At 35.4% G+C, this 25,300-nt stretch carries 17 protein-coding genes; 1 reads left to right on the forward strand and 16 read right to left on the reverse strand.

Annotation, left to right across the window (positions count from 1 at the left end; all coding sequences use genetic code 11):
• Window positions 1–51: 51 nt before the first annotated feature.
• From BUE10_RS07905 to BUE10_RS07975, 15 genes are all read right to left on the reverse strand, one after another.
• On the reverse strand, window positions 52–792 hold the full coding sequence (locus tag BUE10_RS07905; RefSeq protein WP_073483912.1) for a hypothetical protein: 741 nt from the start codon (window positions 790–792) through the stop codon (window positions 52–54).
• A gap of 224 nt (window positions 793–1,016) precedes the next feature.
• Window positions 1,017–1,484, reverse strand: a complete 468-nt coding sequence (locus tag BUE10_RS07910) for an OsmC family protein (RefSeq protein ID WP_073484228.1) — start codon at window positions 1,482–1,484, stop codon at window positions 1,017–1,019.
• Window positions 1,485–1,696: 212 nt separating this feature from the next.
• Complete coding sequence (locus tag BUE10_RS07915; RefSeq protein ID WP_073483914.1) at window positions 1,697–2,881, reverse strand: aldose epimerase family protein; 1,185 nt, start codon at window positions 2,879–2,881, stop codon at window positions 1,697–1,699.
• A gap of 120 nt (window positions 2,882–3,001) precedes the next feature.
• A complete protein-coding gene (gene araA, locus BUE10_RS07920; protein WP_073483916.1) occupies window positions 3,002–4,510 on the reverse strand; it encodes an L-arabinose isomerase in 1,509 nt (502 codons plus the stop codon).
• Between the two features lie 112 nt (window positions 4,511–4,622).
• Window positions 4,623–5,324, reverse strand: coding sequence for an L-ribulose-5-phosphate 4-epimerase (locus tag BUE10_RS07925; RefSeq protein ID WP_073483918.1), 702 nt, complete (start codon window positions 5,322–5,324; stop codon window positions 4,623–4,625).
• Window positions 5,308–6,999: a ribulokinase gene (locus BUE10_RS07930; protein ID WP_073483920.1), complete on the reverse strand. Its 1,692-nt coding sequence runs from the start codon at window positions 6,997–6,999 to the stop codon at window positions 5,308–5,310. Before BUE10_RS07930 ends, BUE10_RS07925 begins: the two co-directional genes overlap by 17 nt.
• A 167-nt stretch (window positions 7,000–7,166) precedes the next feature.
• Entirely contained in the window at window positions 7,167–9,152 is a 1,986-nt protein-coding gene (locus BUE10_RS07935) for an alpha-L-arabinofuranosidase C-terminal domain-containing protein (RefSeq protein WP_073483921.1), read from the reverse strand.
• 164 nt (window positions 9,153–9,316) lie between these two features.
• Window positions 9,317–11,299 carry a glycoside hydrolase family 127 protein gene (locus BUE10_RS07940; protein ID WP_083597999.1) on the reverse strand — a complete coding sequence of 661 codons (1,983 nt, stop codon included), beginning with the start codon at window positions 11,297–11,299 and terminating at the stop codon, window positions 9,317–9,319.
• 13 nt (window positions 11,300–11,312) lie between these two features.
• Complete coding sequence (locus tag BUE10_RS07945) at window positions 11,313–12,293, reverse strand: arabinan endo-1,5-alpha-L-arabinosidase (RefSeq protein ID WP_073483923.1); 981 nt, start codon at window positions 12,291–12,293, stop codon at window positions 11,313–11,315.
• 94 nt (window positions 12,294–12,387) lie between these two features.
• Window positions 12,388–13,332 carry a glycoside hydrolase family 43 protein gene (locus BUE10_RS07950; RefSeq protein WP_073483925.1) on the reverse strand — a complete coding sequence of 315 codons (945 nt, stop codon included), beginning with the start codon at window positions 13,330–13,332 and terminating at the stop codon, window positions 12,388–12,390.
• 180 nt (window positions 13,333–13,512) lie between these two features.
• On the reverse strand, window positions 13,513–15,132 hold the full coding sequence (locus BUE10_RS07955; RefSeq protein WP_073483928.1) for an arabinan endo-1,5-alpha-L-arabinosidase: 1,620 nt from the start codon (window positions 15,130–15,132) through the stop codon (window positions 13,513–13,515).
• 12 nt (window positions 15,133–15,144) lie between these two features.
• On the reverse strand, window positions 15,145–16,689 hold the full coding sequence (locus tag BUE10_RS07960; protein WP_073483930.1) for an alpha-N-arabinofuranosidase: 1,545 nt from the start codon (window positions 16,687–16,689) through the stop codon (window positions 15,145–15,147).
• 60 nt (window positions 16,690–16,749) lie between these two features.
• The gene (locus tag BUE10_RS07965; protein WP_083598001.1) at window positions 16,750–17,760 is read right to left on the reverse strand and encodes an arabinan endo-1,5-alpha-L-arabinosidase; all 1,011 of its coding nucleotides are present in this window, start codon (window positions 17,758–17,760) and stop codon (window positions 16,750–16,752) included.
• Window positions 17,761–17,941: 181 nt separating this feature from the next.
• Window positions 17,942–19,501 (reverse strand): RagB/SusD family nutrient uptake outer membrane protein, encoded by a 1,560-nt coding sequence (locus BUE10_RS07970; RefSeq protein ID WP_073483932.1) that lies wholly within the window; start codon window positions 19,499–19,501, stop codon window positions 17,942–17,944.
• A 29-nt stretch (window positions 19,502–19,530) separates the two neighbouring features.
• Window positions 19,531–22,587, reverse strand: coding sequence for a SusC/RagA family TonB-linked outer membrane protein (locus BUE10_RS07975; protein WP_073483934.1), 3,057 nt, complete (start codon window positions 22,585–22,587; stop codon window positions 19,531–19,533).
• 560 nt (window positions 22,588–23,147) lie between these two features.
• Here BUE10_RS07975 and BUE10_RS07980 point away from each other — a divergent pair.
• Complete coding sequence (locus BUE10_RS07980) at window positions 23,148–23,837, forward strand: NUDIX hydrolase (RefSeq protein ID WP_073483936.1); 690 nt, start codon at window positions 23,148–23,150, stop codon at window positions 23,835–23,837.
• A 411-nt stretch (window positions 23,838–24,248) separates the two neighbouring features.
• Here the strand turns inward: BUE10_RS07980 and BUE10_RS07985 are convergent, their stop codons facing one another.
• Window positions 24,249–25,247, reverse strand: coding sequence for a GntR family transcriptional regulator (locus BUE10_RS07985; protein WP_073484235.1), 999 nt, complete (start codon window positions 25,245–25,247; stop codon window positions 24,249–24,251).
• Window positions 25,248–25,300: the final 53 nt, after the last annotated feature.

Genomic DNA, 25,300 nt, shown 5'->3' on the forward strand with positions numbered 1-25,300 from the left:
GTCTAAAATAGACTGTCTTTTTTTATTTTTATGGCAAATGATTAAATTAAATTAATTTAAATCTTCTATTGAAAAGCGTTTAGAAAAATATGCACGATCAAATTTAGCACCAAGACCAATAATAGCTTTTTCTAATTCTATTATTTTATCATGGTTTCTAATAAAATCATAGATTTTTAAATATATATAACCTTCTTCTGCTGTTTCATTTTCACCTGCTTTTCCAAAATTAATTATAGCATAAACATTTTGAATTAATACTCCGTCAACATTGATCATTTCATCAGCAAAACACACTTTAAGTTTTCCGTCTCCATGACTTTCTATCAGTGGATATACACCTAAATGATGTGCTTTACTAATAATAAAGTCATCATCAGTACAAACAAAAAAATTAGGTTCAAGAATTTGTTCATTTGGATGTACAAATGATAAAAATGTCGTGTTACTATCAATATTGTACTGCGTAATGTATCTAGTTTGAAGATCTTTAATCATATCTATTTTATCATCGATACCTAATTTATATTTTTTTAGCAAATCAATATCTGTAGTACACTCAACAAAATACATTAAATGTCTTTCCGGATTAATTAAATTATGATTATATAAAACCAACCACTTATCATAAACCCCAAATACAGCAAAGCCTTTATTTTCTCTGCCTTTACGTTCATTAACATTTTGCAACATAGGTTTCATAATATTAAGGTTGAATGAAATTTTATCAAAATCATTAGTCCAGCCTATTGTCTTCGTAGGGTCTAAATTATCAATTAAAAGGTGTCTCATAGATTATATAATTAGTGTTACGAAATTTAAAAAATATTTCTCACAAAAAGAGTTTACTGCTGTCTATGTTTAGTGTCCGAAAATATTTTTATTGTTCGATTTTCTTTATCGTAAGTATAATTATATTCTCCAATAACTTTTTTTATGCCTTTTTTAAACCATATAAGTCATATAAGCAAATAAACTTTGCTTTTAAAAGCCCTGTATTTAAATGAACATATCACTTATATGGTGAAAACCTCACAACTCGCCTCATGCAAAACAGGAAAATTGCACGAATTTGCAATAAAGCACAATTGATTTGCTTTAAAATGTAGATCTAAAGCTAATTCAATTTGGTTTGGATTTGAAATTTTCACCTTCGGATATAATCTAACCTCAACAAAACGTCCGCTCCCGTCTGGAGAAACTTCGAGTGTGGCTTCGGCATTATCTGAATACTCAAGAACTTCTATTTCGTTTTGAGAGCATACATATAAATAGGACATCATGTGGCAGGAAACCAAACTGCTCAGCAATAAATCTTCGGGATTGTATAATGAGGGATCACCTTTAAAAGCTTTTGCTGCCGAAACATCTAAAACTGATTTTCCTTCAATTTTAATTTGATGGTTTTTGTTATAAATTTTTAAAAATTGATTTTCTTCTTTTTTTGAAGTCCAGTTTAATTCTGCTTTAAAAAGATGTTTCATTTTGTTCTCGTTTACTTTTGCTAAGTTAAATTTTTTATAAATGAGGAATAAATTAATATCAATAGTTGCAAAGCCAAAACACAATCTTGTCAGAAATGACAAAAATGAACAAAATTCTTTGTCTTTATAAATAATTTTATCCATAAAAAAACCTCGAAAACATAACTTTCCGAGGTTTCTTAGAGAATTAAACTAATAAACAAATTCTAAAACTATTTCTTTACAGAGAATTTAAAGGTAGTTTTAGTTTTGTACTTTTCTCCCGGGTTTAAAACCGTTGTTGGGAAATTTTTCTGGTTTGGAGAATCCGGATAATGTTCTGTTTCTAAACAAAGTCCAGTTCTGTGTCCGTATGTTTTTCCGTCGCGTGTTGGTAAAGTTCCATCAAGGAAATTTCCTGAGTAAAACTGAATTCCAGGTTCGTCTGTCGTCATTTCCAAAACTCTTCCGCTTGGTGCGTGGTATACTTTTGCAATGATTGTTTTTCCTTTTTCAGGATTGTTCAATACCCAGCAATGATCGTAGCCTTTTCCTCTTATTAATTGTTCGTTTTTAACTTCGATGTCTTTTCCAATTAATTTTGGAGTTCTGAAATCGAAAGGCGTATTGGCAACATCTTCTAATTTTCCTGTTGGAATTAAAGTCGCATCAACCGGCACAATTTTATCAGCATTTAAAGTCAATTCATGATCTAAGATTGTTTTAGAAAAATCTCCCGATAAATTGAAATAGGTATGCTGTGTTAAATTAACAACCGTTTTTTTATCAGTTTCTGCTTCATATAAAACTTCTAATTCATTATTATTTGTCAATGTATAAGTTACAAAAACTTTTAGGTTTCCTGGATAACCTTCTTCCATATCTTTACTTAAATAAGATAATTTTAAAGAAGCTGTTTCACCAGATTTAGCCTCATCTGCTTTCCAAACAACATTAAAATATCCTTGTGGCCCACCGTGCAAAGCATTTGGTGCATTGTTTATAGCTAACTGATATTCTTTTCCATCTAGTGAAAATTTCCCTTTCGCAATTCGGTTTCCGTATCTTCCAATTAAAGCTCCAAAAAATGGATTTTCTTTTTCATATTGTGCCAAAGAATTAAATCCGGTAACTACATTTTCAAAAACTCCTTCTTTATTTGGCACTTTCAAATCTGTAATTCTTCCTCCAAAAGTGATGATATCGACTTCCATCCCATTTTGGTTTTTCAGTTTATAACTGTCGACTTTTTCTCCTTTAGCAGTTGTTCCGTAAGAAGATTTTTCAATTGTAACCTTAGCTTTTTGATCTGAAGAAACTGTAGTGTCATCCATTTTTTTATCGTTTTTGCATTGAACTGAAACTAAAGCCAGACTTAACAGGCCGATTCCAAAAAAACAACGTTTTAATACATTCATAAATAATATTTTTTTGATTATTGTAAAAAGTAAAATGTGAAAAGCTTAAAAGTAACAAATTTTAAGACAAAAAATAAAACCTTTGAACCTTTACAACTTAGAACCTCAGCACCTTAAAAATTAAAGTCCATGCTGAAACAAATGATAATAAGCTTCGTTAGCATTAATTTTATCTTTAAAATCTCTTACCGTCGTTTTTTCATCAATGACTAATAATTCGATTCCGGCAATATCTGCGAAGTCTTCCATATATTCGGTTGTTAATGACTGACTGTAAACCGTATGGTGCGCTCCTCCGGCTAAAATCCAAGCCGTTGCTGCGATCTCAAGGTTAGGTTTGCAATCCCATAAAACTCTTGCAACTGGTAATTTTGGCAATTCAGCCATTGGTTTAACTGCTTCAACTTCGTTTACAATTAAACGGAAACGGGTTCCCATATCCACCAATGAAACATTGATCGCATCTCCTGCAGGTGAATTAAACACCAAACGTGCAGGATCTTCTTTACCTCCAATTCCTAAAGGATGTACTTCGCAAGAAGGTTTTCCATCAGCGATTGATGGACAAATTTCTAACATGTGTGATCCTAAAACATATGATTTTTGCGGTGTGAAATGGTACGTATAATCTTCCATAAAAGAGGTTCCGCCTTCAAGACCAATATTCATTACTTTTAAAGCCCTTACCATTGCCGCTGTTTTCCAATCTCCTTCACCACCAAATCCATAACCATCGGCCATTAATCTTTGTGTTGCAATTCCTGGTAATTGCTTCCAAACACCAAGGTTTTCGAAAGTATCTGTAAAAGCACCGAAACCTCCTTCTTCAAGGAAAGCTCTTAAACCTAATTCAATTTTTGCCGCTTCCGCTAAAGAACTTCTTTGCGCTCCGCCTTCTTTTAAAGAATCTGTTAAAGTATAAGAAGACTCATAAACAGCTAATAAATCAGTTAGTTGTTTGTCTGTTACTTTTTCAATATGTTTGGTAACATCCGAAGAATCGTAACCGTTTACTGAAACTCCGAAACGAATCTGAGCCTCCACTTTATCTCCTTCTGTAACGGCAACTTCACGCATATTGTCTCCAATACGAGCTACTTTTAGGTTTTGAAGTTCATCCCAGCCAAGGACAACTCTTGACCAGATTCCTAATTGTTTTTGAACCCTTTGATCTTCCCAATGTCCAACAACCACTTTACGTTTTTTACGTAATCTTGACATGATAAAACCAAATTCACGATCTCCGTGAGCAGATTGATTTAAGTTCATGAAATCCATATCGATAGATCCCCACGGAATTTCAGCATTGTATTGTGTATGTAAATGACATAATGGTTTTTTCAAAATACTTAAACCGCCAATCCACATTTTTGCCGGTGAAAAAGTATGCATCCAAGCAATAATTCCGATACAGTTTTTCTCTGAATTCGCAGCCAAACAAACATCTAAAATCTGTGAAGGCGATTTCACCACATCTTTGTAAACCACTTTTACTGGAATTGAAGACGAAGCATCTAATCCTTTTGCAATTATCTGCGAATGTTCTGCAACTTTTCTTAGTGTTTCTTCACCGTATAATTCCTGGCTTCCTACTACAAACCATACTTCTTTTTGAGATATATCAATCATGTCTTTTGTTTATTTTGTTTCAAGTTTCAGGTTTGCTTCGCCTGTTCGAGCATAGCTCTCGAGTCAAGTTGAAATCCTAAATCTAAAATCGTTAATCTAAAATCTAAAATTATTATTGTCCGTAATACGAATCTTTTCCGTGTTTGCGGTTGTAATGTTTCTTAATTAATGAATCTTTTAATTTTGGTGCATTTGGATTTATTTGCAAAGTCAGATACGCCATTTCTGCTACAACTTCCAGAACTTTACTGTTGTAAACTGCTTTTGCTGCGTTTTTTCCCCATGCAAACGGACCGTGATTTCCTATCAGGATCATTTCTACTTCTTCATAAGAAAGATTTTTTTCTTTGAAACAATCCAAAATCTGAATTCCGGTATTGTGTTCATAGTTTCCTTCGATAAGCGAATCTGCCATCGGTGGCGCACACGGAATATCAGCTGTTAAATGGTCTGCATGTGTTGTTCCGAAAATTGGAATATCACGTTGTGATTGCGCCCAAGCAACTGAATAAGTCGCATGTGTATGCGCAACGCCGCCAATATTTGGCCAGTGTTTGTATAAATAAGCATGCGTTTTCGTGTCAGATGACGGACGCATGGTTCCTTCAATAATGTTGTTGTCAAAATCGACAATCACAATATCTTCCGGTTTTAAATCTTCGTAAGGAACACCGCTTGGTTTAATAGCAAAAACACCATTTTTTCTGTCCACGGCGCTCACATTTCCAAAAGTGTACACTACCAAATTCAATGCATTTAACTGCATGTTGGCTTCGTAACATTCTTGTTTTAAATCTTTATAAAGAGAGTTCATGTTCCGATATTTTAAGGTTTGGATCTGCAAAAGCACTTAATTGTTCGTATCCTAAAAGCAGTTTATGATACGCTGCTACTTTATCTAATTGAGGAAAATATTCTCCATCGAAATCACTTCCTATTTTTTGACTTGCTTCAATTACGTTTGGATAAATTCCGGCTGCAACTGCTGCGTAAATTGCTGCTCCTAAAGCCGGAGTTTGATCTGAAGCTGCAATTTTAATTGGCTTGTTTAAAACATTTGCCAAAGTCTGCATGATGAAAGGAGATTTACGGGCAACACCACCAATTCCGATAACACTGTCGATTTTTACACCTTCTTCTTCAAAACGATCTACAATTTTCTTCGCTCCAAAGCAGATTGCATTTACTAAAGCTTTGAAAATATGCGGTGCTTTTGTCCCTAAAGAAAGATTTGAAATCGCACTTTTTAATTCTTGGTTTGCATCTGGAGTTCTGCGTCCGTTGATCCAGTCTAAAGCAATTGGGAGACTTTCTGAAACCGGAATTTTCTCTGCTTCTTTTGTCAATTCTACAATTAATTTATCGCTGAATTCTTCTCTTAATTGTTCTTTTTGAGCGTCATTTAAAACGGCTGAAGAACCTAATAGATGTTCTGTTGGCCAAAGCAATAATTCTTTGTACCAAGCCAATAAATCTCCAAAAGCAGATTGTCCGGCTTCTAAACCAATAAATCCCGGAATTACAGAACCGTCTACCTGTCCGCAGATTCCGCGAACAGTTTTTGTTCCAACTTCATCATAAGAACCAACTAGAATATCACAAGTTGAAGTTCCCATAACACGAACTAAAGTATTCTCTCCAATTTTAGCTCCAACAGCTCCTGAATGTGCATCGAAAGTTCCAACAGCCACAACAGTTTCTGTAGAAAGTCCTAAACGATCTGCCCATTCTTTGCTTAAATTTCCTGCTGATAAATCAGATGTATAGGTTTCATCGTATAAATTTCCGCGCAGCTGTGCTAAATACGGATGTAATTTTTCTAAGAATTCAACCGGAGGAAGTCCGTTCCAGTCTGCGTGCCACATGGCTTTGTGTCCTGCAGCGCAACGGCTTCTTTTAAATGTTTTTAAATCTTTGTCTTCAATTAATAAATAGGTCATTAAATCGCAATGTTCCATCCAAGTGTGCGCTGCATTTCGAACCGCTTCGTCTTGTCTTGCAATGTGAAGGATTTTTGCCCAAAACCATTCTGAAGAATAAATCCCGCCCACATATTTAGTAACGTCTTCTCCGCCCCAGCTTACTGCCAGTTCATTGATTTCGTTTGCTTCATTTATTGCTGTATGATCTTTCCATAAAACCATCATTGCATTTGGGTTTTCTTCAAAACCTTTTGTCAATGCAAGAGGAGTTCCGTCTTTTGTAACCGGAACCGGAGAAGATCCTGTTGTATCAATACAAATTCCACGAACCAGTTTTGGATCAACTTTACTTTCTTTTATAACAGTTTGAATTGTAATTTCCAGACCTTCAATATGGTCTAAAGGATGCTGACGAAATTGATTTATAGATGCGTCACAATATTGCTTGTTTTTCCATCTTTTGTAATGAGAAACATTAGATGCTAATTCCTGTCCATTTTCAGTATCGATAAGCACCGCACGAACAGAATCTGTTCCGTAGTCTAATCCTATTACGTAATTTTTCATTCGAAATTAATTTTAAATAATGACAAATATAATTATAAATAATTTATAAGTGTACAAAAAACACTTAATAAAATATGGCCTTTGAATTTTTACAAATAATGCATCAAAACAAGGGTTTAAGATCAAAACAAAAAATAAATGTTAGTGTTACATTTATTACATTGCGATTATTTCATCTTAATTTTCAAAACTGAAACTGAGTATGCTGGAAAATCATATTGAACTTTGTTTCCAGACACTTTAAATTCGCTTTCTTTTGGGCTGATTTTAGTCGGATTTTCAAAAGAATTCTCATCATTTATTCCATCTCCTTTTAAAATTACTGCCGTTCCTTTTGAATCTAATTTTGCTCCTTTTATATCAATTGAAACATTTTGAGAATTGGCTGCAGTATTTACAATTTTCAGAATTATTTCTTTAGAATTCGCATCTTTTACCGCAGATGCAAACAAATCATTTTGGCCTGTAACAGCTTTTCCGTCTTTTGTAATGTTGATTAATTCTGTTCCTTTATTGTTTGAGAATAACTTTTGAACATAATAGTTTGGCGTTCCGTACGATTGTAAATTGTTGAACCAAATCATGTCCGGCGTCCATTGCCAGCCTTCTACGTGAGCTAATAATGGCGCATAAGAGGTTAAATGAACAACCTCAGCATTTCGTTCCATTCCGGTCATGAAAGCGGCTTCAGAGAAAGCACATTCCCAATTGTTTTTGTTATCAGGACTTGCAATAGCAACACTTTGCGCTGCATATTCTCCGGCAAAAATCTTTGGTCCTTTTCGGTCATAATTATCGTAACGTGTTACATTTTTACGAAACCAAGCCGGGTCTTTATAGTAATGTTCATCAACAATTTCTGCGTTTAACTGCTTCAATTCTTTCATGCCGTAATCATAAAAATCTCCGTCAGGAAATGGTCCTGTTCCAGACACAATTGTAATGTTTGGATATTTCGCTTTAATAGCTTTTTGAAACACTTTAAAACGCTCGATATAATCTGGCCCCCATTGCTCATTTCCAACTCCTATGAATCTTAAGTTGAATGGTTTTGGATGTCCCATATCGGCTCTGACTTTTCCCCATGCTGTTTCTGCTCCGCCATTTGCAAATTCGATTAAGTCTAATGCATCCTGCACATAAGGATCTAACTGATCCATCGGAACTAATTGTCCGGTGTTAAACTGACATGCCATTCCGCAGCTTAAAATGGGAAGCGGAGAAGCGCCAATATCTTCTGAAAGCTGAAAATATTCGAAAAATCCTAAACCAAAACTTTGGAAATAATCCGGTGCGGGTCTGTGTGCAAATTCCATATTCCAGCGGTTTACTGCGGTTTCTCTTTCTTCAACATTTCCAACTGATTTTTTCCATTGATAACGTTCTGCCAAAGTTCTTCCTTCAACAATACAGCCTCCTGGAAAACGCAAAAATCCCGGTTTCAAATCGTATAATAATTGTACTAAATCTTTACGAAGTCCGTTTTTTCTTCCTGCCCAGGTATCTTCTGGAAATAATGAAATATTGTCTAAATCAACTACGCCATTTCCTTCAAAAGTGATTTTGAGTTTTGCTTTGGCTTCTGTTGCATTTGATGTTAATTGTGCCGTATAATTTGACCAGTCATTTGATGTTGGAATAACCGAAGTTTCTCCTACAACTTTATTGTCTTTATCAATAAACTGGAATTTTATTTTCGAAATATTTCCAGAAACTTTTGATGCTTTTAAAGTCAAATTGTATTTCAAATCTTTTTTAATTCCCATTCCTCTGAAACCTTCGTTTATGAGCTGATATCCATTGGCATCATTAATCGTAACTCTGCAATAATTGTGATTGGTTCCTTTTTGAGAATATTGAATTACAGCTGCAATTCCAGATTGCTGGTTTAGTTTATGGCGGTCGCTGTTTGGTTCGTTCCATCCCATCATTGGAAATAGAAATTCAAATGATCTGTTTTTGATCATTTCGGCGTATAATCCTCCATCAGCAGCAAAATTGATGTCTTCAAAAAATACTCCGTACATCGTCGGTTGAATTTTCGTGATGGTTTTGGATGCGTCTACTTCAAAATTGTTTTTTTGTGCCGATGTGTAAATGCTCGTCAGCAAGGCTCCGCAAAGAGTAATTTTGGTAATTAAATTGGGCTTCATTTTTTTATATTTATGTTTTTATGGCACGCAGATGACGCGGATAAAAACGGATTTTTAATTTTTTGTTCTCCTGCAAGGTTTCCAAAACCTTGTAGGTATTATTAAGTTCCTTAAGTTTAAAAATTAAACCTACAAGGTTTTGGAAACCTTGCAGGAATAGAATCTTAGTTCTTATAGTCCAACCAAACTTTCATTTTCCCAACTCCGCGATTTGACCAAGAATAATATGGAATTGCTTTGAATTTTTCATTTTCGATGACGTTTACGCCTTGCAATAAATTGGCTTCTTTTTTTACTTTGAAAGTATCTTCAGACGCTACATTTATTTTGTCGAAATTGGTTTTGTTGTCGATTTCTTCTACGGCGTAAACGATTGGGCCATATTCTAAAGAGACTTTATTTTTATTAGTTTCTACTTTTGAATTCGTTTCTACTTCCTGAACTTCCATTGGGAAATTAAGATTGATTTTGTCGCCTTTTTTCCAATTTCTTGTAATGATATAATATCCATTTTCAGGCTGAATTGTCAATGTTTCTCCATTCAAACTAATAGTTGGTTTTTGGGTTGAAGCTTTTTTATAAGAATATAAATCGCCCGGCAAAACTTCATTTCTTGCCCAGCCCGGAACTCTAAGTTTAATTGTGAATTGGCTTTCTTTTTTCGGGTTAACCGAAATATTTATTTTTCCGTTCCAAGGATATCCGGTTTGTTGAGAAATCTGTAAATCGGTTTTTCCTAAAGTGAAAAAGGCATTGTTTGAAGCGTACAAATTCACATATAAAACATCTTTTGATTTCGAATAAATAAGTCCCGGAATTGACGGAATAAAACGAATTAAATTAGTCGGACAGCAAGAACAATCAAACCAAGCCTGACGTGTGCAGGAACCTCTGTTTGATTTAAAAACACCATCAGCTTCTAAAGCATTCGGATAGAAAAACTCTTTTCCATCTAATGAAATTCCAGAAATTAAACCATTGTACATTGTTCTTTCGATCACATCAAAATATTGTGATTTTCCGTATAAATTATGCAGTCTGTGGTTCCAGTATACATCACCAATTGCGGCGCAGGTTTCGTTGTATGCGGTTAAGTTTGGTAATTCATAATTGGCTCCAAAAGCTTCTCCGTCGTGTCTTGAACCAATTCCGCCTGTGATGTACATTTTCTTGTTCACCATGTTTTCCCATAAATTATTTACGGCATTGGTATAACCTTTATCTTTTGTCATTGCAGCAATATCTGTCATTCCTGCGTACATATAAACGGCTCTTACAGCATGGCCAACTACTTCATTTTGCTGTATAACCGGAATATGATCTTGTGCATATTCGCCATATAATTTATGATTGTTCGGATTTCCGCGATTGTCTAAATAGTATTTTGCCAATTTTAGATACTCTTCTTTTCCCGTAATTTGATACAATTTGATTAAACCCGTTTCTACAATTTGATGCCCTGGAACTCCTTTTACCTGACCAGGTTTATCGCCAAAAGTTTTCACTAATAAATCGGCATTTTTGATAGCAATATCAAGAAAATTTCGTTTTCCGGTTGCTTCAAAATGCACAACAGCTGCTTCGATCAAATGTCCTGCATTATAGCATTCGTGACTAATTTGCAATGATTCCCAACGTTTCCCTTCGATTACCGGAACCCACGGCGCTGGCGGTTTTGCGGGATTTATAGTTCTCCATGTGGTTAAATAACCGTCTTTTTCCTGACCAATTTTTACAATGGCAATTAGAGAATCTAAAACTCTTTCAAGCTTCGGATTTGGAGCTGAGATTAAAGTGTTTGATGCGCCTTCGATAATTTTATAAACATCAGTATCGTCAAAAGGCATTTGCCCGCGAACTTCTCCTGTTTTTTGTTTTCCGGCGATTAAGAAATTTTCGAAACGGCCTTCTTCGCTACATTTTTGAATAGCGTATGCAATCGTAACTTCCTGCACTCTTTTGATAATTGGAAGCCAAAATGAATCGGTCAATTTTACATTTTGAATATTTACGGGCTCTATTTCATAACCCGCTTTTAATGCCGAAGTTTTAGTAGACTGCACTGCATCGTTTTTGGTTTCTTTACAGGAAATCAAAACGAGGAGTGTGATAAAAACTGGTATTAATGTGAAAGTATATTTTTTCATTCTATTGGTTATTCTATTTTAAAATGGGCCATAAATCTGCATCCCATTGCATTTCTTTTACTACTAATCTTGGCGTTCCGTTTGATTTCTTTTCATAAGCGTGATAAAAAATATAGTCTTTTCCATCAAAGGTATAAGCACTATTGTGACCTGCGCCAAAGTAATTTTCATCTCCCTGAACGACTAAACTTCCTCCGCCTTCGGTTAACAGTTTTCCGTCTTTATCAAGATAAGGTCCGGTTACATTTTTAGATCTTCCCACGACAACTTTATAAGTACTTTTTTCTCCACGGCAGCATAAATCCCACGAAAGAAATTGATAATAATAGCCGTTTTTCTTAAAGATAAAAGGGGCCTCGAGTGCACCGTCTCCGGGATCAGAATCTGGAAGTTCAAAAGTTCTTTTTCGTTTCGAAATCGTATACCATTCCTGAGGCTGTGCGATTGATTTTAAATCGGGATTTAGTTTTACCATTTTTAATCCTTCCCAAAAAGAACCGAATGATAACCACGGTGTATTATTTTCATCGAAGATTAAATTCGGGTCAATGGCATTCCACATATCACGATTAGGCTGCGATTGGATGACAATTCCCTGATCGACCCACTTGTAATTTTTATCTTTTGAATCTATAGTTGTGTTGGTCGCAACGCCAATCGCCGAAGTATTTTTGGCGAAAGCCGAAACTGAATAATACAGATAATAAGTGTTGTTATGAAATGAAATATCCGGCGCCCAAATGTGGTTTTTAAAATCGGCTGCAACGCCGTCTGCCCAAACTGGTTTGTCTGCAAAAACTTGTGGTTCAGGATTCCAGTTTTTTAAATCTTTGGAACTAAAAACACTGATTCCTTTTCCAGTACAGAACAAATAATACGTGTCTTTTTGTTTAATGACAACGGGGTCGTGAACTACAATTTCCTGCGCATACGAAACTGAAGCAATAAGCATCAAAAAAACAGAAAGTGTATATTTTATATTTTTGTAAACCATATAAGTGATGTAAGTAAATTTAAGCTTGGTACTGAAAACTTTTTTAAATCATATAAGTGAAACTGAATACTAAAAACTGAACACTGAATACTAACTATTGTATTCCCTCAGATGTCATAATTACTCTTTTCATAATTCCATCTTTGTTATAATATAATTTATCGACACAGACTGATCTTCTAAAACTTCCTCCGTCGGGAATTGATGCTCCGTTGTGATAAATGAAATAGGATTGTCCTTTAAAATCTATAATTGACTGATGATTGGTGTTGCTGTTTCCAGCTATTTCATTTAAAATTCCTTTAAATTCCCATGGACCGTTAATGGATTTACTCATCGCGTAGGCGATTTTTTCGGGAAATTCATAGGCGTATGACAAATAATACCAGTTTTTATGTTTGTGAATCCACGGTGCTTCTGTAAAATTTGGTAGTTTTATATGATGAATTTCACCGTCTATTTCAGTCATGTTTTCTTTTAATTTGGCGTAATGACAGGCGGTATTTCCCCAAAACAAATACGCTTGTCCGTCAGTATCAATATAAACTGTCGGGTCGATATCGTCCCAGCTTATATTGGAAAATTTGGTCATATCGTTTGTAATTAAGGCTTTTCCCAACGCATCTTTAAAAGGACCTGTTGGACTGTCTGAAACGGCAACTCCAATTGATTTTCCGGGTACAGAACCGTGTTCTACTGTTACATACCAATAAAATTTTCCGTTTCTTTCAATTACCTGCGAAGCCCATGCGTCGCTTTTTGCCCATTTAAAATCAGTTACTTTTAAAGGCACGGGATGCGATTCCCAGGTTTTCATATCTGATGAAGAATATACCAGCCATTCGTTCATTTTATAGAAATGAAAATCATTTGGTGCTTCGTCGTGACCTGCGTATAGATACACTTTGCCTTTATAAACTAATGCCGCCGGATCTCCGGTATATTTATCTTTTATAATGGGGTTGTTTGTCTTTATCGATTGAGCAGTTCCTGCAATCGATAAAAGCAAAAACGACAGGCTTGTAAATAGGTTTTTCATTATTATTGTTTTTTTTGCCACAGATTAAATGGATTAAAATGATTTCTTTTTAATCTTTGGCTTTATTTTTTTGCCACGAATTGCACCAATTTTCTCGAATTTAATTTGTGTAATTCGTGACTTATTTTTTATCACACAGATTTTTTAATCCTTTTAATCTGTGAAATCTGTGGCATTACCCTAATTTATTTTTTTACCCCAAACAGCTAATCCTGCGCTGTTTATTCCGGTGTAACTTAACGTCACTTTTCTTGTTGCTGATTCCCAATCCCAGGCATCAATTACGTTGCATTTAACTCCGTTTATGGTTGCAATTTTTTTAGTCGCGTCATACGACCATGTTCCGGTTATATCACCGCTTACTTTTTTATCGGCGGTTAAATAAATCGTAACTGATTTTTGCATGGTTTTGTATTGGTAATTCATGGTGATTTGTTCCCAGGTTCCCACTAAACTTGCATCTGCAATAGTAGTTGTTGGAACTCCTGCATAACGTTCCGGTTCTACAACAGGCCAGCCGTCTTCTGTCCATTGAATACCGTGAATATGTCCCATCATGACAGCGTTTGAAACGTTGATTCCGGCAACACCTTCGGGCAATCGTGCCTGTGACGCGTAATACCATTGTTTGGTTGTAGGATTTTGAAAAACGGCACAATGCGAAAATCCAACCCAGCCTGTATGGTTTTTAAATTGATACGGATGTGTTACCATCGGATAACATTCTGCTCCGTTGGTAATACTGATTCCGGTATTGGTTACATAAGGACCTAAAATGTTTTTTGAGCGTGCTACACGGGTATTGTATGCTACTGATAATTCGTCATAAGCCAAAAACAAATAATAATATTGTGTGTCTGGATTATAGATAATTTCCGGCCCTTCGAGTGCCTGCCAGCGATTTGTATTTACATTTCCGCGTCCGGCAATTCGTGTTCCGTAATCGTCAATTGTTTCTAATTTGTCTGGTTTACCGGTTGCTGGATTTAGTTTTAAAGCTGCAATTCCGGAATGCCATGAACCGTAAATTAAATATTGATCCCCTTCTGGAGTTTCAATAAAACTTGGGTCAATGGCGTTGAATTTAAAATAAGCATCCCAATCGTTTCCTCCGTTTCGAACATAACTTTTTACGCCGTCGGGTTCAGAGCAGACTACCATTCCTTTATCTGTCCAATTGTTTGAAGCTAAATCATTGGTTTCGGCCAAACCAATAAAAGCGCGTTCTGTCCAGGAAGTGTTTGTGTCTGTTCCTGTGATTGGGTTGGTCACTACAATGCTGTAATACATTCTGTAGATGTTTCCGACTTTGCGTACACACGGCGCCCAATATCCATAATTTGGGTTTTCTATTGGAGGAAGTGCCGGATTCATTCTGGCTCTTTTATTATTTAAGGAATCTTTTACCCAAGCCGGAGCCTGAGTCATTGAAGATCCCATGAATTCCCAATTGATTAAATCTTTTGATCTTCTGTAGAAAAAATGTCCGTTTCCGTCGTGAGCATTTCCATACGAAGCATCGGTTTGGTACATATAATAATATTCTCCCGATTTTTCTACTGACGGATCGTGTACGTTGGCTAAATTCCATTGTGTTCTGTTTCCCCAGCTTGCTATTGCCGTATAGTTATCAGCATAAGTTGGCCCGGGAAAAGGCGGTGTTACCACAGGCGGATCTACGACTACGGGTGGTGTAGGAGTTTCTAACGCCGGATCATCTTTGGAACAGCTGGATAAAACAGCCATCACCAAAAACCCGATGAAAGGAACAATTTTTAAAATGGAATTTGATTTTTTCATCTTTTTTATCTTTTATTTTCCTTCTAAAACAATTACTGAGAAAGGAGGAATTGTGATTTCAAGTTTTCCTTTTTTGTTTTCGAAGCCTTTAAAAACTGTTGGTACAATTTTGTTTGGTGTATCGAATGAATTGTAATCTTGCAATTTTGCCGATGTTAAAACTGTAGCTGTAAAGTTTTTTACTCCAAGGTCGTTTGTGTCGATTTCTATTTTGTTTTTGTTTTTTGCATCGACATTTACTACTGAAATGTGAACGGCTCCGTTTTTATCTTTTGATGCTGAAACGGATACAGCAGGAAGTGTTTCTCCTTTAATGGTATACAAAGGCGACTGAAAACTGATTGGCAGTAATTTTGCATCTTGATGAACGCTGTACATTTTCATTACATGATAGGTTGGCGTTACAATCATTTTTGCTTTATCGGTAAGGATTACAGCTTGTAAAACATTAACGCATTGTGCTAAGTTTGCCATACGAACTCTGTCTGCATGGTTGTTGAAAATATTTAAAGTTGCTCCGGCTAAAACAGCATCACGCATGGTATTTTGCTGATATAGAAATCCTGGGTTTGTTCCTTTTTCTACTTCATACCAGCCTCCCCATTCGTCTACAACCATAGCCACTTTTTTCTCAGGATCGTATTTGTCCATTACAACAGCATGTTTGGTAACCAGTTCTTCCATTTTTAAGGCAGATTGCATGGTTTTAAAATATTCTTCTTCAGAAAAATTAACTCCGTCTCCTTTTTTACCCCAGTCAATTACGGCATAATGATGAACCCCAACTCCGCCAAGCATATTTAGCGGAATGTTTTTCATTAAAACTTCAGTCCAGTTATAATCGGCACTATTTGCTCCTGACGCAATACGGGTAATACCGCCGGTATTATTCCAGTCAGACATAAATGTTGTAAACTTGCGGTATTCGCCTGCATAATAATCTGCTGTCATGTTTCCGCCGCAGCCCCAGGCTTCATTACCAATTCCCCAGAATTTTACTTTCCAAGGTTCTGTTCTTCCGTTCTTTTTACGTAAATCACTCATTGGGCTTTTACCTCCAAAATTGGTATACTGAACCCAGTCTGATAATTCCTGAACAGTTCCGCTTCCTACATTTCCAGACAAATACGGTTCGGCTCCCAATACTTCACAAAGGTTTAAAAAGTCGTGTGTTCCAAAACTGTTATCTTCTGTTACACCTCCCCACCATTGGTTTACAATTGTAGGTCTTTGTTCTTTTGGGCCAATTCCGTCTTTCCAATGGTAGGTATCGGCAAAACAGCCTCCGGGCCATCTTAAATTTGGGATTTTTAAATCTTTTAAAGCTGTAATAATATCATTTCTAACTCCTTTTGTGTTTGGTATTTTTGATGTATCTCCCACAAAAAAACCGCCGTAAATACAACGTCCCAAATGTTCTGCAAAATGTCCGTAGATATTTTTGTTGATTGTTGGAGCATCTGTATTATTTTTTATAGTGACAACCGTCGCGTTTTGGGAGAAAGCTGCCTGATTACAAACTGCAATAAGAAAGGAGATTAAAAGTGCTTTTTTCATAATGTATTTATAAGTTAAACAGAGGAAAGTTTTTAGGAAACTTTCCTCTGAATAGTATTTTTAATAAGAAAGTGTCGGCCATCCTGATGACCATGTAAAGTATACGATTTCGAGTTTTGGATTTCCATTATCGGCTCCATCATAATAATGAACAGATCCCTTTTGAGTTCCAGTGATTCTTGACAAATGACCCGGGCCAATGTAATTTCCTTGTGCAGCCAGAACTGTAGTTCCGCCGCCGCTTTTTAAAGAAACTCCGTTTTTATCAACAAAAGGTCCAAACGGACTTGTCGAACGTCCTACAACAATATAATAGGTGCTGTTTACACCATTACAGCAGGTTCCCCTGTTTACAAACATATAATAGTAGCTTCCTTCTTTTATTAGACAAGGCGCTTCCCATGAGGCGCTGTTTCCTCCGGCAACGATGGTTTTGCTTCCGGTAGTTTTTCCTGTTGACGGGTTAATTTGAATAACTCCAATTCCGGCATGCCAGGAACCGTAAGCCATATATACATTGCTTCCGTCAACTAAAATAGAAGGATCGATAGCATTTACATCTGAAGATGAAGACGAAGAAACTACTACTCCGCGGTCTGTCCAGGTTGTTCCGGCACTTTGAGAAATAGCAGGCGCGGTAACCAAACCAATTGCAGAAGTGGCAGATCCAAAAGTAGAACAGGAATAATACATATTCCAGCGATTGTTGAACCATGCCAGATCAGGAGCCCAAAAGTTTTTGGTAAAACCAGGCACATATCCTGTAATCCAGCTTGGGGTTGACGTAAAAACCGAGGTTCCCCAAGTCCAGTTTGTTAAATTTGTTGAATAGGTCATAGGGATATTATCTCCTGTTGTAAAAACATAATAATTAACTCCGCTTTTTATAATTGTGCTAGGATCGTGAGACGGAACATTTCCGCTTACTGTTTTAGCTGTTAGATTTTTTACCTGAGAATTTTGAGATTCTGCAGCAGCTGCCGCACTCTCATTCGAAGGGATTATAACATCTTCATTTTGACAACTTCCTAATAATATTGCGAATAAAACCAAACTTGCAATTGTTTTCATTTTTTATAATTTTTAGTTACTGTTTCAATAATTAATCTTGTAATCTCATTTCTTTTTATAATACCACATGACAGATTATTCATCTGCCATATGATATTAAGTATTCTAACTAACTCAAATATATTCTTAATCTCAGTTTACAATCACAATTTACAATGAGACTGGGACTGAGACTGAAAACTCAATAACTGTCATTCTGTTTTGTTCCCGGATTATTGTCCATTTCTAACTGCGGAATTGGAAAATATTCACGTCCTGCTGTATACGAATTAAACTCGGCATCTCTTGCTTTCAGCCATGCTAATTTTGCAGGGTTTTGCAGCCATCCCCAGCGGTGTATGTCATCAAAACGGTGGCCTTCCAGAGGAAATTCTAAAAATCTTTCGTGTCCAATTTGCTCTCTCATCTGGTCCTGGCTCATTCCCGGTTTTGTAACTGATAAATCCGGCAGATTAACTCTGTTTCTAACCATTTGAATGTAAGTGTATGCTCCCGGCGTATCTCCTGTTTCATTTAAAGTTTCGGCATACATTAAAAGTATATCGGCATATCTTAATATTCGCTCGTTAATTCCAGAACGCCAGTCGTATTCGTCTGCAAATTCTCCATCAGAATTTTGGTATTTTCTGCAGAACAAATCATTTAAATCTCCTGGGCTTGAGGCATAAAAAGCGGCAAAATCTCTTCCGTATAATTTTGTTCCCGGTTTATTGTAAAATATTGTGGCATCTAAACGAGGATCAACTTCCCCTGTTTTTGTTTTTTCTTCCTGAAATTCGTTAAATAATGCCCATGTTGGCTGCACATCTGTCCATCCAAAAGCCCTTGGTGCATAAGTAATCGCACGGGCAGAAGTTTTCCCCCAGCCAGACGCAGGAGCGCCTCCCCAGCCTAAATCGACACCGCCGGCATCTCTGCTGAATTGTACTTCAAAAAGAGATTCTGAATTGTTTTCGTTTGCTGTTGTAAAATTGTCTCGGTAGTTTGAAACCAAAGAATAAACTCCTAAATCAATTACTTGTTTAAAAGCAGTTCTGGCATTTGTAAAATCTTTAGTAAATAAATATGCTTTTCCCAGATATCCTAAAGCGGCACCTTTTGTGGCACGTCCTTTTTGGCCTGCATCCAGACCTGTAATGCCAACGTAAGAATTAGGCAGTAATTCAGCTGCGGTTTTAAAATCAGCAATAACCTGAGCCCAGCCTTCTTCATTTGTTTTTTGTGGATGATATACTCCAACATCTACAGGAACTGGTACATTTTTAAACATATTTACCGCATGAAATAAATACAGTCCTCTTAAAAAATAGGCTTGGCCTAAAATTCTGTTTTTGAGTGCTGCATCTTCAAATTCAATATCAGGGACATTTGTTAAAACCTGATTGGCACGATAAATACCCTGATAATAGGTTTCAAAAGCCCATCCGTAAATAGCAGCATCGGCTACATTTGAGTTAAAATGCCCAACATTATACATCGAACCCCATGGGCTATTTGTACGTGCGTCGTCTGCTCTTGTGTCTAGTAATAATGGTGTACTTCTCATGTAAGTACCATCTGTTAATAAACTTCCGTAAGCGGCATTTACACCTTCAAGAGCGTCCTGATCTGTTTTCCAGAACGAATCGACTGCGTCATTATTTGGGTCTATCTGGGTCAAATCTTCATTATCAACACAGCTGGTTGTTACAACAGCCAATGAAAAGAAAATTGCTATATAGTTAAATATTTTATATTTCATTTTAATACGTTTTTAGTTGGTTAGGCTAGTTAAAAATTTACTTCAACACCCAAAGAAATTGTTCTTGGATTTGGAAAAGATCCTGCATCATATCCTCTTGAAAGTAGTCCGTCACTATTAAAATCAGGATCGTAGCCTTTGTATTTTGTGATCGTCAATAAATTCTGTCCATTAAGATATACTCTTGCCTTGTCAATAAATTTGTCTTTTAGAGGAATATTATATCCCAATTCCATGGTTTGTAATCTTACATAATCACCACTTTCAATAAATCGGTTTGAGTCTCTTGAATTTCCATTAGGATCACCAATAACCGGGGCCGGAACGTTAGTATTTGTATTTGTAGGTGTCCAGTAATTCAATTCGTCTGTGTGGTGGTTTGTATATTGCCCAATCATCAAATTACGGTACATGGCATTGAAAATTTTATTTCCGCCGCTGCCCTGCCAGAACATTGAGAAATCAAAATTGGCATAAGAAGCGCTAAAATTCATTCCGAAACCGTATTTAGGAATTGATACCCCTTGAAAAGTTCTGTCGGCATCTGTAATTGCCCCATCGCCGTTTACATCTTTAAATTTAATATCGCCGGGAGCTGCGCCTGTTTGTGTTGGAGAAGCTGCAACTTCTGCTGCATTCTGGAAAATACCAATAGCTTCCCATGCAAAAAGTTCACCAACAGATCTTCCTACTTCTGTTTTTGAAACTGCTCCATAAAGTGGGTTTGAATTCACTCCAATTTTAGTAACTTCATTTTTCAACGTTCCAAAATTTCCTGAGATATCATATTTAAATTTATGATGATGATTACTATATGATGCTGTAAATTCAAAACCAGAATTCTTCATATCACCTGCGTTCGTTGTAATATTTGCAGGAAAAGCCCCTGTAGAAAATGGCAATGGCACTCCAACCAACATATCAGTAACTTTTTTATTAAAATACTCAGCTGTAAACTGTAAGTCATTGTCTAAAAATCCTAATTCTAATGCGATATTTTTACTAGTTGTTTTTTCCCAGTGTACATTCGGATCAAGTGCAGCAACCACAGTTGTTCCCGGAGCAAGCGAGTTATTAAAATCATAACCGGCAAAACTGTTTACTGTCGAAGCAAAAAAGTACTGAGGAATTGTATTATTTCCAATTGTACCATAACCTCCACGAAGTTTAATGTTGCTTACCCATTTTGGCAATTGTAAAAATTTCTCGTTACTAATTTTCCAACCTCCTGAGAATGAATAGAAGTTTGCAGAATTATTTATTTCACTAAAAAGAGAAGTTCTGTCTTGTCTAAAATTTGCCTGCAATAAATACCTGTCATCATAATTATAGTTTAATCTGCTGATGTATGAGATTCCTGCAATTGTAAATTTATACTCACTTGCATTTCTGGCATCAGCATATTGAAGCATCGGAATTTCTCCTGGCGTATAACCTACACCTCTTGAATTATATCTGTGATAGTCTCTTTTTTCCTGAATCCAACCTGCAAGAGCGTCAATTTTATGTTTTCCAAGCGAAACTTCATAAGTCAATAAGTTATTCACAAAAGTTCTTAACTCATTACCTGTTTCTACATCTAAAGAAGCTTCGTCATTTGTAGTAATATAGTACCAGCCTAAATCACTTGGCGGAATAAATTTTCTGTTTTCCCAGTCTGTTCTGTCGTAACTTACATCCAGTTTATATTTTAATCCTTTTACGATTTCAATTTCTCCCCACACATCGCCAATGAAACGGTTTCTTTTTCCATTATTTTCAATTAGGTTGTTATACCCAATTGGGTTCATCGAAATCGCTCTTTGGGTCAAATTATCTGTACCGCCGTATCCGCCCAATCTGTTAGAATCATAAACAGGCATTGTTGGAACCGCGCCTAAAATGTCGCTGATAACGGTTTGTCCCGCATTGTATTCATTAAAAATTTCTTTATCAGATTGTGTATAGGCTATTTTTACACCATATTTAAATTTTCCTTTTTTACCATTCAAATTCAAATTAGTTGACAGTCTCTCATAATCCTGAGGTGTTTTAACATAACTGGTGTTTTTAAAATAATCTATATTAAAACTGTATGCTATGTTTTCTGCACCTCCGTTAAGTGTAAGAGCCTGATTTTGTACAACTCCTGTTTGTAACGCTTCTTTCTGCCAGTCTGTGTTTACATTTGTAATATAGGAAGGGCTGTTAGGATCATTTCCCGGTGCAATACTTACCGGAACACCAGCTCTGATGTCCCTGTTTCTTTCGGCCTCGCTGGTAATTTTTTGATAGCCCGCACGATCTGTAACATCCCATTTTTTAGCTACATTCTGAAGTCCCACGATTGATTTGAATTTAACATCCATTCGGCCTGCTTTACCTTTTTTTGTTGTAATAATTACAACTCCATTGGCACCGCGAACACCATAAATAGCAGCCGAAGAAGCATCTTTTAAAACCTGCATCGATTCAATTTCTCCCGGCGCAAAATCGAAAGGAGCATCGACCATAATACCGTCAATTACAAAAAGCGGATTATTATTGGTAAATGAAGTTATTCCTCTAATTTTGATATTTACAAAACCTCCCGGCTCACCTGATGATTGCACGGTTACGCCCGGAACTTGTCCTTGCAGCATTTTTGCCGCATCATAAGTAACTGTTTTTTTAGCCGATTCCATATTTACGACACTCACAGATCCTGTTAAATCAGATTTCTTTTGAGTTCCGTAACCAATAACAACTACTTCATTTAATTTGTTTGTGTCCTCGCCTAATGCTACGTTTATTTTTAATTGATTTCCTACTGAGATTTCACTAATTTGAAATCCTATAAATGAATAAACTAAAACATCTGTAGAAGATGCTTTAATCGAATACTCTCCGTCAAATCCAGTTGTGGCAACTGTTTTGGTTCCTTTTATCAAGATGTTTACCCCCGGCAAAGGCAGATTGTCTTGTGCCGAAGTAACAACTCCGCTAATCGTTTTGCCTTGAGCCGACATTTGATTAACAGAAAATATTAGCATGCAGATTGCTAAAATCCAGTCTTTTTTTGGCAATAAAAAATTGCAGTAAAAAATTAATTGTTGGTTTGTTATCATACTGGTTTGTTTAAGGTTGGTTTTGTGGTTAGTTTATAAGTGTTAATTTTACATTTGTAAATTTAAATAAAAAAAATGCGCAAAAACAAATTAATACCGCAAAAAAACATCTAAAAAAAAACACATATCGTAATTTAAGTGTATTTGTAACATTTAAGAAATTGCTATTTATTTCAAAAAAGAAATGTTTTTGACGAGTTAATTGTGTAAAAACTACACTTTTAATCAAAAAGTCACTTTTTAATCAAAAAAACAGCCCATCTAAAAAAGATATAAATGAGTTATTTTTTAATCACTTAAACACGATTTATTCACTGTTTTTGTAAATAAAAACCTAAATAAACAGTTTGTATTTTCAAGTTTTTTCAAAAAACTGTCCTGTATTATCCTGTTTTTGACTTAAAAAAAATCTTAAAAAAGAAAAATGAATGTTATTTTTGTGCAAAAAGTGATTTTTTTAACTCTATTTTTGAAGTGTTATTATTGTAAGTGTAAAATCTACATTAATAAATTATGAAACAATTGAGGAAGTTTATATCTTTACCAATAAAATATTGAATATGCTAAACAGTTATAGCTCTGCCGATAAGGTTTTACTAGCAGTAGATTGTATTATTTTTGGATTCGACAGTAACGGTTTAAAAATACTTTTAATTCAAAGGGATTTTGAACCTGAAAAGGGAAAATGGTCTCTAATTGGAGGGTTTTTAAAACGTGATGAAGTTTTAGATGATGCGGCTATCCGAATTTTAAATACATATACAGGTCTAAATGATATCTATATGGAGCAGTTATATGCTTACAGTGAAATTGATCGTGACCCTGTCGAAAGAACAATTTCGGTTTCGTATTTTGCTTTGATTAATATCGAAAACCACAATGCAGAACTAATTCAAAATTATCACGCAGAGTGGTTCCCTATAAATGATGCACCGAACTTAATTTTTGACCACAACGAAATGGTTCAAAATGCGATAAAAAGACTTCGTTATAAAACTTCGATAAAACCAATTGGATTTGAATTGCTTCCGGAAAAATTCACAATGCGTCAGCTTTTAGAATTGTATGAAGCAATTTTGAGCAAGGAATTAGATAAGAGAAACTTTATAAGTAAAATAAATTCTCTTGAAATCCTGAATAAATTGGATGAAAAAGATATGCAGTCATCCCGAAAAGGATCTTATTTATACACTTTTAATAAAGAAAAGTATGAAGAGAAATTACTTAACGATTTTGTACTGAATTTATAAAAAGTCTCACGCAGATACAGCAGATTATAAGTTTTAAGTTTAGCCACAGATTAAAAGGATTAAAATGATTTTTTTTAAATCTGTGTGAATCCTTTTAATCTGTGGCTATTTACTATAAAAAAACAAAACCCTGAAATCCACAATTTTCAGGGTTTTTTCTTCAATAAAACTACTATTAAAAAATAAACAAAATTATTTATTATCTTTTTTAACCTTGCTTTAATCGGTCATTATGAACTCTAACCGCTAAAACAAATTAATAAGTGTAAAATTTACATTTGCAAATGTAAGCAAAATATATCTTCAAAAAAAAGAAATTGTTTTTTATTAATTTACTATTAGATTTTTTAAACAAAAAGCTGTTTTACTGTGATATAAACAATCTATTTGCTAAAATTCTTTATCAGTTCCTTACAAAGAATTTCGCATAATTAACGATGATTTGTTTTCAATTTGTTCCTTCTTTCCTTTAAGGACCATTTCTGCCAGGATTTTTCCCATGGCTTCAAAATGTGTCGAAATAGTAGTAATTCCGTTGGCGGCAATTTTTTTCAGCGGTGTTTCATTATAAGATATAATTCCAAAATCAGCTCCAAGTTTTAAGTTTTTATCTCGGGCATTTTCGATTACGCGAACCAGATCACGATCATTCGGAATTATGTATAAATCTCCTTCGGTAATTTCTCTGTTTGTAAATTCGGCAATAACTTCCGATTCAAAATTATATTCGGCACAAAAATCTTCAAAACCTAATTTCATTCCCAGCGGTTCGCGAAAACCAGGAAAAATCAAAATCAGTTTTTTGTATTTACGCAAGCGCTCTTTTCCTCTTTTCAGTCCTTCAAAAATATCCTTTTGGTGATTTTGATAAATTGCCGGATATATTTTTAAATCAGGATTTGTTTGATCCAGTATAATTACGTCACCTACTGGTAGGGTTTTTATCGAAGCAACGATATCTTTTAAATTTGTGGGCATCAAAATGTATTTGGTATAATTGCCGTTGCTGTCGTTTATGAGCTTTTGAAAAACCTGACTGTTAAAATGGTGAAAGAAAATATCGACCTGAACATTTTTTCCAATGCTGCTTAAAAACGAGTTATAAATATCCTCCTTAAAAATATTCAGCTCATCAAAAAGTAAAAAAATCTTTTGTTTTATAGTGATTTCAACGCTTTTAACGTAATATCCTTTTCCGGGAATGGCATAAATAATCCCTCTTTTTTTGAGTTCTTCATAGCCCAGCAAAACGGTATCGCGCGATAATGAAAACGCCAGACAGACTTTATTTACTGATGGAAGCTTGTCGCCTTTTACTAATTTTTCTTCTTCAATTGCTTTTTCTATTGAAAGAATTATCTGCTTATATTTTGGCAGACCAATGTTGTTTTGAATCGAAATTATATTCATAAGAAAAGTGAAATTTTGTGCAATATACAAAAACTGGTAGGTACTGGTATGTA

It is taken from the genome of Flavobacterium sp. CF108 (genome assembly GCF_900129795.1).
Taxonomy (GTDB): Bacteria; Bacteroidota; Bacteroidia; order Flavobacteriales; family Flavobacteriaceae; genus Flavobacterium.

What these genes read in the sequence shown, in the direction of transcription:
- BUE10_RS07975 (WP_073483934.1), bottom strand. Translation starts at nt 22,587, where the DNA reads ATGATAACAAACCAACAATTAATTTTTTACTGCAATTTTTTATTGCCA.
- BUE10_RS07985 (WP_073484235.1), bottom strand. Translation starts at nt 25,247, where the DNA reads ATGAATATAATTTCGATTCAAAACAACATTGGTCTGCCAAAATATAAG.
- BUE10_RS07945 (WP_073483923.1), bottom strand. Translation starts at nt 12,293, where the DNA reads ATGGTTTACAAAAATATAAAATATACACTTTCTGTTTTTTTGATGCTT.
- BUE10_RS07935 (WP_073483921.1), bottom strand. Translation starts at nt 9,152, where the DNA reads ATGAAGCCCAATTTAATTACCAAAATTACTCTTTGCGGAGCCTTGCTG.
- BUE10_RS07905 (WP_073483912.1), bottom strand. Translation starts at nt 792, where the DNA reads ATGAGACACCTTTTAATTGATAATTTAGACCCTACGAAGACAATAGGC.
- BUE10_RS07955 (WP_073483928.1), bottom strand. Translation starts at nt 15,132, where the DNA reads ATGAAAAAATCAAATTCCATTTTAAAAATTGTTCCTTTCATCGGGTTT.
- BUE10_RS07970 (WP_073483932.1), bottom strand. Translation starts at nt 19,501, where the DNA reads ATGAAATATAAAATATTTAACTATATAGCAATTTTCTTTTCATTGGCT.
- BUE10_RS07980 (WP_073483936.1), top strand. Translation starts at nt 23,148, where the DNA reads ATGCTAAACAGTTATAGCTCTGCCGATAAGGTTTTACTAGCAGTAGAT.
- BUE10_RS07965 (WP_083598001.1), bottom strand. Translation starts at nt 17,760, where the DNA reads ATGAAAACAATTGCAAGTTTGGTTTTATTCGCAATATTATTAGGAAGT.
- BUE10_RS07940 (WP_083597999.1), bottom strand. Translation starts at nt 11,299, where the DNA reads ATGAAAAAATATACTTTCACATTAATACCAGTTTTTATCACACTCCTC.
- BUE10_RS07930 (WP_073483920.1), bottom strand. Translation starts at nt 6,999, where the DNA reads ATGAAAAATTACGTAATAGGATTAGACTACGGAACAGATTCTGTTCGT.
- BUE10_RS07915 (WP_073483914.1), bottom strand. Translation starts at nt 2,881, where the DNA reads ATGAATGTATTAAAACGTTGTTTTTTTGGAATCGGCCTGTTAAGTCTG.
- BUE10_RS07950 (WP_073483925.1), bottom strand. Translation starts at nt 13,332, where the DNA reads ATGAAAAACCTATTTACAAGCCTGTCGTTTTTGCTTTTATCGATTGCA.
- BUE10_RS07960 (WP_073483930.1), bottom strand. Translation starts at nt 16,689, where the DNA reads ATGAAAAAAGCACTTTTAATCTCCTTTCTTATTGCAGTTTGTAATCAG.
- BUE10_RS07910 (WP_073484228.1), bottom strand. Translation starts at nt 1,484, where the DNA reads ATGAAACATCTTTTTAAAGCAGAATTAAACTGGACTTCAAAAAAAGAA.
- araA (WP_073483916.1), bottom strand. Translation starts at nt 4,510, where the DNA reads ATGATTGATATATCTCAAAAAGAAGTATGGTTTGTAGTAGGAAGCCAG.
- BUE10_RS07925 (WP_073483918.1), bottom strand. Translation starts at nt 5,324, where the DNA reads ATGAACTCTCTTTATAAAGATTTAAAACAAGAATGTTACGAAGCCAAC.